The following is a 12,984-nucleotide window of genomic DNA, read 5'->3' as shown; positions in this document are numbered from 1 at the left end:
GCATGACACACCGCAGGGGTGGCCGCCCGGCCGCAGCCGGACCGCCACCCCTGCGGTGCGCGTCGCCCGCCGGATCACATCCCGGCGATCAGCTTCTCCACCCGCTCGTCCACCGAGCGGAACGGGTCCTTGCAGAGCACCGTCCGCTGGGCCTGGTCGTTCAGCTTCAGGTGCACCCAGTCGACGGTGAAGTCCCGCCGCTGCTCCTGCGCCCGGCGGATGAAGTCGCCGCGCAGCCGGGCCCGGGTGGTCTGCGGCGGCACCGACTTGGCCTCGAAGGTCTTCAGGTCGGTGGTGATCCGCTTCGCCTGCCCCTTGTTCTGCAGCAGGTAGAACAGCCCGCGCCGGCGGTGGATGTCGTGGTACGCGAGGTCGATCTGGGCGACCCGCGGGTTGGACATCGTCATCTGGTGCTTCTCGCGGTACCGCTCGATCAGCTTGTACTTCATGATCCAGTCGATCTCGGTGGAGACCCTGGCCAGGTCCTCGGTGCGGACCGCCTCCAGGGTGCGGCCCCACAGGTCGAGCACCCGGGCGATGGTGCCGGTGTTGATGCCCTTGCGGTCGGCGAACTCCAGCGCCTTGGTGAAGTACTCCTCCTGGATGTCCAGCGCGCTGGCCTCCCGGCCGTTGGCGAGCCGCACCTGGTGGGTGCCGGTGAGGTCGTGGCTGACCTCGCGGATCGCCCGGATCGGGTTCTCCAGGGTGAGGTCGCGCATCACCACGCCCGCCTCGATCAGGCGCAGCACCAGGTCGGTGGAGCCCACCTTGAGCAGGGTGGTGGTCTCCGACATGTTGGAGTCGCCGACGATGACGTGCAGCCGGCGGTACCGCTCGGCGTCCGCGTGCGGCTCGTCCCGGGTGTTGATGATCGGCCGGGACCGGGTGGTCGCCGAGCTGACGCCTTCCCAGATGTGCTCGGCCCGCTGGCTGACGCAGTACACCGCGCCGCGGGGCGTCTGCAGCACCTTGCCGGCGCCGCAGATCAGCTGACGCGTCACCAGGAACGGGATCAGCACGTCGGCCAGCCGGGAGAACTCGCCGTGCCGGGCCACCAGGTAGTTCTCGTGGCAGCCGTAGGAGTTGCCGGCCGAGTCGGTGTTGTTCTTGAAGAGGTAGACGTCCCCGGCGATGCCCTCCTCGTGCAGCCGCCGCTCGGCGTCCACCAGCAGCCCTTCGAGGATCCGCTCGCCCGCCTTGTCGTGGGTGACCAGCTCCACCACGTCGTCGCACTCGGGAGTGGCGTACTCGGGGTGCGAACCGACGTCGAGGTAGAGCCGGGCGCCGTTCTTCAGGAAGACATTGCTGCTGCGGCCCCAGGAGACAACGCGGCGGAAGAGGTACCGGGCCACCTCATCCGGGGACAGCCGGCGCTGACCCCGGAATGTGCACGTGACTCCGTACTCGTTCTCCAGCCCGAAAATTCGGCGGTCCATAAGGCTTCTCTTCTCTGTCGGAGCCTTCGCGAAACCCTTCTCGGCTGAGCCGATTCCTCCTCAATTCACCGCGGTACCGGGTGAATCCCGTACGGTTCACGGCCGTACGGGATTCACGCGGCCGGGCTACTCGGTCTCCGTCGTCCCCGTGCCGTTCTCGTTCTCAGCGGCGGTCTCCTGCGCGGAGACCCCGGCGTCGTCCGCGTCGTCGTCGGCCGCGCTCTCGTCCCCGCTCAGCAGGCGGTCGAGCTGGCCGCCCAGGACGCGCTTGAACTTGCGCTGCTGGAAGCGCTGCCGGTCGAGCACCGCGACCTCCAGCTGGTCGCGGGTCAGGGTGCGGGGGCTGCCGCCGTTGGGGTCGCGGGCGAGCCCGTCCACGGCCACCTTCAGCGCCTCGGCCAGGCTCATCCCGACCTGGTGGCGCTGGCCCAGGTAGTTGCCGATGGAGTCGGCGTTGCCGCCGACCACGACGTAGTTCTTCTCGTCGACCACCGAGCCGTCCGGGGTGAGCCGGTAGATCTGGTCCTCGTCGCCGGTGCGGCCCACCTCGGCCACGATCAGCTCGACCTCGTAGGGCTTGTCGCCGACCGAGGAGAAGATCGTGCCGAGCGTCTGGGCGTAGACGTTGGCCAGCCCGCGGGCGGTCACGTCGGCCCGGTCGTAGGAGTACCCGCGCAGGTCGGCGTAGCGCACGCCGCCGATCCGCAGGTTCTCGAACTCGTTGTACCGGCCGACCGCCGCGAAGGCGATCTTGTCGTAGATCTCGGACACCTTGTGCAGCGCCCGGGAGGTGTTCTCGGCGACGAAGACGATGCCGTCGGTGTACGTCAGCACGACCACGCTGCGGCCGCGGGCGATGCCCTTGCGGGCGTACTCCGCGCGGTCCGCCATGGCCTGCTGGGGCGAGACGTAGAACGGTGTGGACACCGGGGTCCGTCCCTTCTCTTCGGTGACTGGCGGACTCAGAGGAGCGGGGCCTGCGGCCCGTTGGGGTGCTCCAGGCGCTGGTCGGTGATGGAGACCGCGATCTGGGCGACCTCCTCGTCGGACAGCCTGCGGAAGCCGTCGTCGGTGATCTGCGACACGATCGGGAAGATCTTGCGGGCGAGGTCGGGACCGCCGGTCGCCGAGTCGTCGTCGGCGGCGTCGTACAGCGCCTGGACGACCAGGGTGGCGGCCTGCTGCGGCGAGAGGTCGTCCCGGTACAGCTTCTTCATCGAACCCCGGGCGAAGACCGAGCCCGAGCCGGTGGCCGCGAAGCCGCGCTCCTCGGAGCGGCCGCCGGTGACGTCGTAGGTGAAGATCCGGCCGCGGCCGAGGTCCAGGTCGTAGCCCGCGAACATCGGGACCACGGCCAGGCCCTGCATGGCCATCGCCAGGTTGGAGCGGATCATCGTGGTGAGGCGGTTGGCCTTGCCCTCCAGGGAGAGGACGGTGCCCTCGATCTTCTCGTAGTGCTCCAGCTCCAGCTGGAACAGCCGGACCATCTCCACCGCGAGGCCGGCGGTGCCGGCGATGCCGACCGCGCTGTACTCGTCGGCCGGGAAGACCTTCTCGATGTCGCGCTGGGCGATCACGTTGCCCATGGTGGCCCGGCGGTCACCGGCGATCACCACGCCGCCGTCGAACACCGCGGCGACGATGGTGGTGCCGTGCGGCGCCTCCACGGTCAGCCCCTCCGGGAGGCTGCGCCGGCCCGGCAGCAGCTCCGGCTGGTGCACGGCGAGGAAGTCGATGAACGACGAGGACCCCGGGGTCAGGAAGGCAGCCGGTAGACGCCCGGTGCCGCCGATGTTGGCTTCCACACGTGTCCTTCCAGGTTGAAGATCGAACAGCTTGCCCCGGACCTTACCCGCGCAGCGCGGACTTGATCCACACAGTGGGAAGGGAGCGCGCTGCAGGCGCACCGGGGCACGCCTGCAGCGCGGGGTGACCTGAGGGTTTCCCCCGGTTACTCGCCGCCCTTTTGCACGAAGCCGCGCACGAAATCCTCGGCGTTGGACTCCAGCACCTCGTCGATTTCGTCCAGGACCGCGTCGACGTCGTCGCTGAGCTTTTCCTGGCGTTCCTTGAGCTCGTCGGATGCCTGCGTTTCCGCAGCCTGCTCCTCGACCTCCTCGGAGGAGCGGTTCGCCCGCTGCTGGCCGCCACCGGTGTCCTTGCTAGCCATTTCCCTCACCCCGCTCACTCTGTCTGTTCGAGCTTGAACCGGGAACTCCGTCCGCCCCGGTTCTGGTTCAACGCTCGGCGCTCGCCTTGATGATTCCCCGCCGGGGAATGTTCACCCGTGGTGATCGAAAAGTTACCCGCCGGAGAGCACCCGGAGCAGGTCCTCCGCGGTGCGGCAGCGGTCGAGCAGCTCCTTGACGTGGGCCCGGGTGCCGCGCAGTGGCTCCATGGTGGGCACCCGCTGCAGCGAGTCACGGCCGGGCAGGTCGAAGATCACCGAGTCCCAGGAGGCCGCGGCCACGTGGTCCGCGTACTGGTCCAGGCAGCGGCCGCGGAAGTACGCCCTGGTGTCGTCCGGAGGGTTCGTGACGGCGCGCTCGACCTCCGCCTCGTCCAGCAGCCGCTCGAACCGGCCGCGGGCCACCAGGCGGTTGTACAGGCCCTTGTCGGGGCGGACGTCGCTGTACTGCAGGTCGACCAGCTGCAGCCGCGGGCTGTCCCAGTCCAGGCCGTCGCGCTGGCGGTAGCCCTCCAGGATCTCCCGCTTGGCCACCCAGTCCAGCTGGCGGGAGAGGCTCATCGGGTCGCGCTCCAGCCGGCCCAGGACGTCCTCCCAGCGGGTGAGCACGTCCAGGGTCTGCTCGTCCGCGTCGTCGCCGTAGCGGTCCTCCACGTACTTCCTGGCCAGCTCGCAGTACTCCATCTGCAGCTGGACCGCGGTGAGCTTCCGGCCGCTGCGCAGCGTGACCAGGTGGCTCAGCGAGGCGTCGTGGGAGACCCGGTGCAGGGTGCGGACCGGCTGGTCGACGGCGAGGTCCACGGCGATGAACCCCTCCTCGATCATGGCCAGGACCAGCGAGGTGGTGCCCAGCTTGAGGTAGGTGGAGATCTCCGAGAGGTTGGCGTCGCCGATGATCACGTGCAGCCGCCGGTACTTCTCGGCGTCCGCGTGCGGCTCGTCCCGGGTGTTGATGATCGGCCGCTTGAGGGTGGTCTCCAGGCCGACCTCGACCTCGAAGTAGTCGGCCCGCTGGCTCAGCTGGAAGCCGTGCGCGGAGCCGTCCTGCCCGATGCCGACCCGGCCGGCGCCGGCGACCACCGGGCGGGAGACGAAGAACGGGGTGAGGTGGCGGACGATGTCGGCGAACGGCGTCGCCCGCTTCATCAGGTAGTTCTCGTGGGTGCCGTAGGAGGCGCCCTTGTTGTCCGTGTTGTTCTTGTACAGGTGGATGGGCTGGCCGTTGGGCAGCTCCAGGGCGCGCCGGGCCGCCGCCGCCATGATCCGCTCGCCGGCCTTGTCCCAGAGCACGGCGTCGCGCGGGTTGGTCACCTCGGGCGAGCTGTACTCGGGGTGGGCGTGGTCCACGTAGAAGCGGGCGCCGTTGGTGAGGATGACGTTGGCGAGGCCGATGTCCTCGTCGGTGAGCTGGCTGGCGTCCGCGACCTCCCGCGCGAGGTCGAAACCCCGGGCGTCGCGCAGCGGATTCTCCTCCTCGAAATCCCAGCGGGCGCGCCGCGCCCGGTGCATCGCCGCCGCGTAGGCGTTGACGATCTGGGACGAGGTGAGCATGGCGTTGGCGTTCGGGTGGCCGGGCACGGAGATTCCGTACTCGGTCTCGATCCCCATCACGCGCCGTACGGTCATGCGGCCCTCCTTGCCCGGTGCGCCGCCCCCGCCGGGCGGCGCACTGACGTACCGCTGTTACCCCACCGCTGACATCCCGTCCGCGATGGGTCGAGCCTAGATCGCCGTGCCGACATTCGGGAGAGCACACCCCGGTGGGTCCCGAGACGCGCCGTCCGGCTGCGGAGCCCCGCGGCGCCGCAGCCGGACGGAGGGTCGGCGTCGCTATCGGTGCCGTCCGGTCACAGGTACTGGCCGGTGTTGGCGACGGTGTCGATGGAGCGGCCGGACTCGGCGCCCTGCTTCCCGGTGACCAGGGTGCGGATGAAGACGATCCGCTCGCCCTTCTTGCCGGAGATCCGGGCCCAGTCGTCCGGGTTGGTGGTGTTGGGCAGGTCCTCGTTCTCCTTGAACTCGTCCACGCAGGCGGCGAGCAGGTGGGAGACCCGCAGGCCGCGCTGGCCGTGGTCGAGGAAGTCCTTGATCGCCATCTTCTTGGCCCGGTCCACGATGTTCTGGATCATCGCGCCGGAGTTGAAGTCCTTGAAGTACAGGACCTCCTTGTCACCGTTGGCGTAGGTGACCTCCAGGAAGCGGTTCTCCTCGGTCTCCGAGTACATCCGCTCGACCACCGACTGGATCATCGCCGCCACGGTGGCCTCGATGGAGCCCTCGTGCTCCCGCAGGTCGTCCCCGTGGAACGGCAGCGAGCTGCGGAGGTACTTCGAGAAGATGTCCTTGGCCGCCTCGGCGTCCGGCCGCTCGATCTTGATCTTGACGTCCAGGCGGCCGGGCCGCAGGATCGCCGGGTCGATCATGTCCTCGCGGTTGGACGCGCCGATCACGATGACGTTCTCCAGGCCCTCCACACCGTCGATCTCGGCGAGCAGCTGCGGGACGATGGTGTTCTCCACGTCCGAGCTGACACCGGAGCCTCTGGTGCGGAACAGCGACTCCATCTCGTCGAAGAAGACGATGACGGGCGTGCCCTCGCTCGCCTTCTCCCGGGCCCGCTGGAAGACCAGCCGGATCTGCCGCTCGGTCTCGCCCACGTACTTGTTGAGCAGCTCCGGGCCCTTGATGTTGAGGAAGTAGCTCTTGCCCTGGGGCCGGCCGGTCACCTCGGCGACCTTCTTGGCGAGCGAGTTCGCCACCGCCTTGGCGATCAGCGTCTTGCCGCAGCCGGGCGGGCCGTAGAGCAGGACGCCCTTGGGCGGGCGGAGCTCGTACTCCTTGAAGAGGTCGGCGTGCAGGTAGGGCAGCTCGACCGCGTCGCGGATCTGCTCGATCTGGTTGCTCAGACCGCCGATCTGCTTGTAGTCGATGTCCGGGACCTCCTCGAGGACCAGCTCCTCGACCTCGGCCTTCGGGATGACCTCGTACACGTAGCCGGACCGCGGCTCCATCAGCAGGGCGTCGCCGGCCCGGAGGGTGAGCTCCCGCAGCGGCTCGGCCAGCCGGACGATCCGCTCCTCGTCGGTGTGGCCGAGGACCAGGGCCCGCTCGCCGTCCTCCAGGACCTCCTTGAGCGTGACGATGTCACCGACCCGCTCGAAGGCCATCGCCTCGACGACGTTGAGCGCCTCGTTGAGCATCACCTCCTGCCCGCGGCGCAGCTCGTCCAGCTCCACGTTGGGGCTGACGTTGACGCGGAGCTTGCGGCCCCCGGTGAAGATGTCGGCGGTGCCGTCCTCGTTCTGCTCGAGGAAGACGCCGAACCCGGCGGGAGGCTGGGCGAGGCGGTCCACCTCCTCCTTGAGGGCCACGATCTGGTCGCGGGCCTCGCGGAGGGTGGCGGCGAGTCGTTCGTTCTGGGCGGTCACGCCGGCCAGGTTGGTCTGGAGCTCGACGATGCGCTCCTCGAGGATCCTCGAGCTGCGCGGCGAGTCGGCGAGCTTGCGGCGCAGCACGGCGATCTCCTGCTCGAGGTACGAGACCTGCGCGGCCTCGTCGGACCCCCGAGCCGGACGGCCGGCGCTGCGGTTGTAGTCGTCATCGTGGGCTGCCACGGTCCTCACCTCCTCCTGGGGGAGCTGGACGACCCAAACCTACCTGGGACCAGGGTGATGTAAACCCCTAGATCAGAAAGATGGATCGGGCGTGTCCGATCTTCGCCCTTGCGTTGCTTCCCCTCTGGTAGGGGAGATGCCCACCGGCGATCGGTTCGAAGCCGACCAGATGTATCGTCGGTCCAGTCAATACCCGATCGTGACCGTGGAAAGCGGTGCGATCGTCGTACGAATGGCAGGAATGCCTCCCCAACCGGGGCATCCTGGAGCAGAAACGGCAGGGGACATGTCGGGCACGGGCGAGGCACTCGAGGTGTGGATCGACCAGGATCTGTGCACCGGTGACGGCATCTGCGCGCAGTACGCGCCGGAGGTCTTCGAGCTGGACATCGACGGTCTCGCCTATGTGAAGGGCCCGGACGACGAGCTCCGCCAGCAGCCCGGCGAGACCGCCCCCGTCCCGCTGACCATCCTTCAGGACGTCGTGGACTCCGCCAAGGAGTGCCCCGGCGACTGCATCCACGTCCGCCGGGTCAGCGACCGGGTCGAGGTCTACGGGCCGGACGCCGAGGACGCCTGACCGTCCGTCAGTCCGGCGACACGCACCGTCAGGGTCCGGCACCCGTCACCCTCCTGTTTCGGCCAAGGACCGACGCGGGGCGGGAGTGACGGGGGATGCCGGGCGGGGCTGCGCGGGAGTCGCAGCCCGGACGATCACGCCTTCGCAGCGGGGGACTTGGTGTCGGTGCGGGTCCAACCCGTCCCGGTGCGCTTCCAGTTGAGCTCCACCATCAGGTCGGGGGCGAAGCGGGGCACGTCCGGGGAGGAGTAGCCGCGGGCCGTGCCGTGGACCGAGCCGTCGCTGCGTACCGCCAGCGCGGTGAGGGTGAGGTCCTCGTCCTCCTCGACCAGGGTGGCGGCCACCACCGGCCGGCCGTCCGGGCCGGGAGCGAGGACGAAGACGCCGTCGGACGGGGTGCCGTTGCCGGCGTCGCAGTGCGCGGCGGCCACCGTACCGGGCTTGCCGTCGCCGAGGTCGGCGCTGACCTTCAGGCTGACCGCCACGGGGAACGGGCCGCAGTCAAGGGGAAGACCGGCCTTCGCCGGGTCGGGCGCGGCGGCGCTCGGAGCGGCCTTCGCGGTCGGCGCGGGCGGGGATATCGCACCGCTGGCCGGACCGGCCGCCAGGGCCCCGCCCACCACCGCGGCGCAGCCGGCGGCGACCACCGCCCAGTGGCCGAAGCCGGAGCGGGCGTGTGCCGGCGTGTTCCTGGCGTCCTGCGTCATCGTGTGTCCCGCCTCGGCCGCTGTTCCCGCCGCGCAGTCCCCTCCACGGCTCTGTGAGCGTGCATCCTCCCACATCCCGGACACCCCCACGCCCCCGGGAGCACACGGGCACAAGCCGCCCACCCCAGCCTCACGGCCCCCGCACACCGGGGGCCGGCAACGCACCCGGGGAACCACCCGCGGACGCCAGAACGCACTCGGGCAACCACAAGGGGCGCGGGGAACCGCGCGAAACGGAAGACGCCCACCCGCAGCCGCTCGTGGTGCAGATGTCTGCACCACGAGCGGGTACGGCGAGCAGTCTCCCGATGCGCGCAGTTCCCCGCGCCCCTGAGGTGGCTTACCGCCCGTCAGTCGATCGAGCGGGCCTCGGCCGGCGCGGTCTCGCGGGCGGCGCGGCGGGCCGCCGCACGCTCGGCGAGGGTCGGCTCCGGTTCGCCGGCGTCGTAGTCCTCGCCGTAGGAGCCCTTGGCCGGCCGGCGCCGCCGCAGCGGGGGCTCGACCCCGTCCGCCAGCCGGCGGGCGGTGAGCAGGAAGCCGGTGTGCCCGATCATCCGGTGGTCCGGCCGGACGGCCAGCCCCTCCAGGTGCCAGGTGCGGACCATGGTCTCCCAGGCCTGCGGCTCGGTGAAGGTGCCGTGCTCCCGGAGCGCCTCGACGGTCCGCGACATCTGCGTGGTGGTGGCCACGTAGCAGCAGATCAGGCCGCCGGGGACGAGCGCCTTGGACGCCACGTCCAGGCACTCCCAGGGCGCCAGCATGTCGAGGATCACGCGGTCGACGTCGGTCTCCACCAGGTTGTCCTGGAGGTCGCCCACGGTGAGCTTCCACGCCGGGTGCGGGCCGCCGAAGTAACGCTCGACGTTGCCCTGGGCGATGTCCGCGAAGTCCTGGCGGCGCTCGTAGGAGGCGAGCATGCCGGTGTCGCCGACGGCGCGCAGCAGGTAGGTGGAGAGCGCGCCGGAGCCGACGCCGGCCTCGACCACGCGGGCGCCCGCGAAGATGTCGGCCATCGCCAGGATCTGCCCCGCGTCCTTGGGATAGATCACGGCGGCGCCGCGGGGCATGGACAGGACGTAGTCGGGGAGCAGGGGGCGCAGCGCGAGGTACGGGACGTTGCCCGTGGTGCGTACGACCGTGCCCTCGGGGGCGCCGATCAGCTCGTCGTGCGGGAACGCACCCTTGTGGGTGTGGAACTGGTTCCCGGCCTGGAGCGTGAACGTGTAGTGGCGGCCCTTGGGGTCGGTCAGCTGGACCTGGTCCCCGACCTGGAAGGGCCCGCGTCGGCGGGTGGCACCGGTCGGTTCGGACATGCGGACAATCCTAAGGGACCGGGGACGCTCCCCCGACCACATGATCGTCTCAACCGCGCCCGTCCCCTCCCAAAGGCGCGGGTCACCGCCCGGCGAGCACCGCCGTCAGCCGCCGCTCCAGGTCCGCGGTGGCCAGCACGCCGTACGCGGTGCCGTCGGCCCGCACCAGCAGGTACTCGGTGGCGGGGGTGCGCCGCAGCGCGGCGAGCAGCGCCTCGCCGTCCAGGTCGACGGGGATGCGCAGGCCCGCCTCCAGGTCGCGGGCGAGCGCGCCGACGGCCACCCAGGGGCGGCGGTGCTCGGGGATCGCGCTGACTGCGGACTCCTTGACCAGGGCGGTGGGCTCGCCCCGGCCGTCGACCACCACGATGGCGCCGGCCTGGGCCTCCCGGGCGCGGCGCAGCGCCTCGCCGAGCGGGGTGTCGGCGGTGACGTCGACGGTGCGGCGGGCCAGCTCGCGGGCCTTCATGGCGGGCAGCGCCTCGCGGAGGCGGGCGTTGCGGACGCTGCCGGTGGCGCCGTTCCAGATGATCACCGCGAGGACGGCGGCGAGCAGGGCGTCGATGAGGTTGTCGGAGGTGAACTCGTCGCTGCCGCTGCGGGCGGCGCTCGCCAGCGGGAGCCCGATCAGCACGATCAGGGCGAGCGCCCGGCCGACCCAGGCGGCGGCAATGGTGCCGGTCATCGGGCGGCCGGTGACGCCCCAGACCACGGCGCGCAGGATCCTTCCGCCGTCCAGCGGCAGGCCGGGCAGCAGGTTGAAGGCGGCGACCACCAGGTTGGAGACCATCAGGCCGGCCAGCAGCACACCGGGCACGGTGTCGGTGTCCACGCCCTGCATCGCCAGGTAGAAGAGGCCGCCGAGGACCAGCGAGAGCAGCGGGCCGACGAAGGCCAGCCAGAACTCCCGCAGCGGGGTCTCGGCCTCCTTCTCGATCTCCGACACCCCGCCGAAGAACTGCAGTTGGATCCGGCGGACGGAGAGCTTGTACCGCAGCGCGACCACGGTGTGCGCCAGCTCGTGCACCAGCACCGAGGCGTAGAAGGCCACCGCGAAGGAGAAGGAGACCAGGTAGCGGGTGCCGCCGAGGTCGGGCAGCACCTCGGCCAACCGGCCGCCGAAGACCCAGGTGATCAGCGCGGCGATGACGAACCAGGAGGGGGTGACGTACACCGGCACCCCGAAGGGGCGGCCCATCAGGATGCCGCCGCGCGGCTCGGGTCCGCCCGGTGCCCCGGGTCCGCCGGCCGGCGGCCGGCCGGAGGTCTGCTGCCCCCTGATGTCGCTCACCGCTGCCCCTTCGCTTCCGTGGCCCTCGGTCCGTGTGATCGGTCGTCCCCGGACCCTAGTCGTCCCGGGCCGTGTTCGTCCCGGGCCCTGTCGCCCGGCCCGTGCGCCCACGCTACGTGATCGCGAGGCGATAACGGCGCGCGCCCCTCGGTACCCCTATACCCGTTTCACGCGCCCCCTGCGGCCTCCGGGCGCCCGGTGTTCACGTGCTCCTCCGGCCGCCGGGTGCCCGGTGTCGGTGGGCTGTCAGCGGGATGTGAGCCGGGGGCAATAGGGTCTGGGTATGCAGCAGACCGATTCCGTACCCGCTCCCCGGTCGCCGGTGGCGCCGACCGGCCTCTCGCCGTCCCGCGCGGGCGATTTCATGACCTGCCCGCTGCTGTACCGGCTGCGGGTGATCGACCGGCTGCCGGAGCCGCCGAGCGCGGCGGCGACCCGCGGCACCCTGGTGCACGCGGTGCTGGAGCGGCTGTTCGACCACCCGGCCGGGGGGCGGACGCCGGAGGCGGCCCGGGAGCTGCTGCGCCCGCAGTGGGAGCGGCTGCTGGGCGAGCGGCCGGAGCTGGCCGGGCTCTTCCCGGCGGACACCGACGGTTCGGCGGTGGCCGGCTGGCTGGCGGACGCCGAGAAGCTGGTGGACCGCTGGTTCCGGCTGGAGGACCCGACCCGCCTGCACCCGGTGGAGCGCGAGCTCTACGTGGAGACGGCACTGGAGTCGGGCCTGCTGCTGCGCGGGTACATCGACCGGGTCGACGTGGCCCCGACCGGGGAGGTGCGGCTGGTCGACTACAAGACCGGCCGGGCGCCCTCGCGGGACTTCGAGGGCAAGGCGATGTTCCAGATGAAGTTCTACGCACTGGTGGTGTGGCGGTGGAAGGGGGTCGTCCCCAAGCGGCTCCAGCTGGTCTACCTGGGCGGCGGCGGGGACGTGGTCACGTACGACCCGGACGAGGCCGACCTGCTCGCGGTGGAGCGGAAGCTGGACGCGCTCTGGCAGGCGATCTCCCAGGCGGTCGCCACCGGCGACTTCCCGGCCACCCGCAACCGGCTGTGCGACTGGTGCGACCACCGGGCGAGCTGCCCGGAGTTCGGCGGCACTCCCCCGCCGTACCCGCTGCCGCTCGCCGGAAGGCCTGACGATCCCACGGGGGATCTCGTTCTGAGCAAGGAGTCGTAGGTGACGATCCGAGTGCTGCTGGTGGACGACCAGCCGCTGCTGCGCACCGGCTTCCGGATGATCCTGGAGGCCGAGTCCGACCTGGTGGTGGTCGGCGAGGCCGGGGACGGGCAGCAGGCGCTGGACCAGGTCCGCGCGCTGCAGCCGGACGTGGTGCTGATGGACATCCGGATGCCGCGGATGGACGGGGTGGAGGCGACCCGCAGAATCGCCGGCCCCGGCCGGGACGGCCCGGCGAAGGTGCTCGTGCTGACCACCTTCGACCTGGACGAGTACGTGGTCGAGGCGCTCCGGGCGGGGGCCAGCGGCTTCCTGCTCAAGGACGTCCCGGCGGAGGAGCTGGTGCAGGCGATCCGGGTGGTGGCGGACGGCGCGGCGATGCTGGCGCCCTCGGTGACCCGCCGGCTGCTGGACATGTACGCCACCAAGCTGCCCTCGGGGGACGAGGCGCCGCCGCAGGCGCTGACCGTGCTGACCGAGCGCGAGGTGGAGGTGCTGCGGCTGGTGGCCAAGGGCCTGTCCAACGCCGAGATCGCGAGCGAGCTGTTCGTCAGCGAGACCACGGTGAAGACCCATGTCGGCCATGTGCTGACCAAGCTGCAGCTGCGCGACCGGGTGCAGGCGGCGGTCTACGCCTACGAGAGCGGCCTGGTCCGGCCCGGCACGCTGTGACCGTTT

Annotated in this window: 12 protein-coding genes; 3 read left to right on the top strand and 9 right to left on the bottom strand. The window is 70.9% G+C overall.

The features are described from left to right. Positions 1-74 precede the first annotated feature (74 nt). The 6 genes from pafA to arc form a co-directional block, all read right to left on the bottom strand. Positions 75-1,436: a Pup--protein ligase gene (gene pafA, locus ABWK59_RS27950; protein WP_354643404.1), complete on the bottom strand. Its 1,362-nt coding sequence runs from the start codon at positions 1,434-1,436 to the stop codon at positions 75-77. 126 nt (positions 1,437-1,562) lie between these two features. After that, positions 1,563-2,363: a proteasome subunit alpha gene (prcA, locus tag ABWK59_RS27945; RefSeq protein ID WP_354643403.1), complete on the bottom strand. Its 801-nt coding sequence runs from the start codon at positions 2,361-2,363 to the stop codon at positions 1,563-1,565. Between the two features lie 35 nt (positions 2,364-2,398). Continuing rightward, positions 2,399-3,241, bottom strand: coding sequence for a proteasome subunit beta (prcB, locus tag ABWK59_RS27940; RefSeq protein ID WP_354643402.1), 843 nt, complete (start codon positions 3,239-3,241; stop codon positions 2,399-2,401). A gap of 146 nt (positions 3,242-3,387) precedes the next feature. Further along, positions 3,388-3,606 (bottom strand): ubiquitin-like protein Pup, encoded by a 219-nt coding sequence (locus tag ABWK59_RS27935; protein WP_354643401.1) that lies wholly within the window; start codon positions 3,604-3,606, stop codon positions 3,388-3,390. A gap of 132 nt (positions 3,607-3,738) precedes the next feature. Next, a complete protein-coding gene (gene dop / locus ABWK59_RS27930; protein ID WP_354643400.1) occupies positions 3,739-5,250 on the bottom strand; it encodes a depupylase/deamidase Dop in 1,512 nt (503 codons plus the stop codon). Between the two features lie 221 nt (positions 5,251-5,471). Continuing rightward, the gene (gene arc, locus ABWK59_RS27925) at positions 5,472-7,238 is read right to left on the bottom strand and encodes a proteasome ATPase (protein ID WP_354643399.1); all 1,767 of its coding nucleotides are present in this window, start codon (positions 7,236-7,238) and stop codon (positions 5,472-5,474) included. Positions 7,239-7,524: 286 nt separating this feature from the next. Between arc and ABWK59_RS27920 the strand changes: the two genes are divergently transcribed. Beyond that, complete coding sequence (locus ABWK59_RS27920) at positions 7,525-7,818, top strand: ferredoxin (protein WP_354643398.1); 294 nt, start codon at positions 7,525-7,527, stop codon at positions 7,816-7,818. Positions 7,819-7,952: 134 nt separating this feature from the next. On the opposite strand, the gene ABWK59_RS27915 is transcribed toward ABWK59_RS27920, so the two are convergent. From ABWK59_RS27915 to ABWK59_RS27905, 3 genes are all read right to left on the bottom strand, one after another. Beyond that, entirely contained in the window at positions 7,953-8,525 is a 573-nt protein-coding gene (locus ABWK59_RS27915) for a hypothetical protein (protein WP_354643397.1), read from the bottom strand. Between the two features lie 350 nt (positions 8,526-8,875). Then, positions 8,876-9,838 carry a tRNA (adenine-N1)-methyltransferase gene (locus tag ABWK59_RS27910; RefSeq protein WP_354643396.1) on the bottom strand — a complete coding sequence of 321 codons (963 nt, stop codon included), beginning with the start codon at positions 9,836-9,838 and terminating at the stop codon, positions 8,876-8,878. A gap of 82 nt (positions 9,839-9,920) precedes the next feature. Continuing rightward, the gene (locus tag ABWK59_RS27905) at positions 9,921-11,129 is read right to left on the bottom strand and encodes a site-2 protease family protein (RefSeq protein ID WP_420492863.1); all 1,209 of its coding nucleotides are present in this window, start codon (positions 11,127-11,129) and stop codon (positions 9,921-9,923) included. Positions 11,130-11,412: 283 nt separating this feature from the next. On the opposite strand from ABWK59_RS27905, the gene ABWK59_RS27900 reads away from it, so the two are divergent. Together ABWK59_RS27900 and ABWK59_RS27895 are read left to right on the top strand one after the other, a co-directional pair. Further along, positions 11,413-12,306 (top strand): RecB family exonuclease, encoded by an 894-nt coding sequence (locus ABWK59_RS27900; protein ID WP_354643395.1) that lies wholly within the window; start codon positions 11,413-11,415, stop codon positions 12,304-12,306. Next, the gene (locus ABWK59_RS27895) at positions 12,307-12,978 is read left to right on the top strand and encodes a response regulator transcription factor (RefSeq protein ID WP_354643394.1); all 672 of its coding nucleotides are present in this window, start codon (positions 12,307-12,309) and stop codon (positions 12,976-12,978) included. The last annotated feature ends 6 nt before the right edge of the window (positions 12,979-12,984 follow it).

Source organism: Kitasatospora sp. HUAS MG31, from assembly GCF_040571325.1.
In the GTDB taxonomy this organism is placed as follows: Bacteria; Actinomycetota; Actinomycetes; order Streptomycetales; family Streptomycetaceae; genus Kitasatospora; species Kitasatospora camelliae.
Note: the sequence above shows the minus strand (reverse complement) of the source record. Positions and strands in the feature narration are given on the sequence as shown.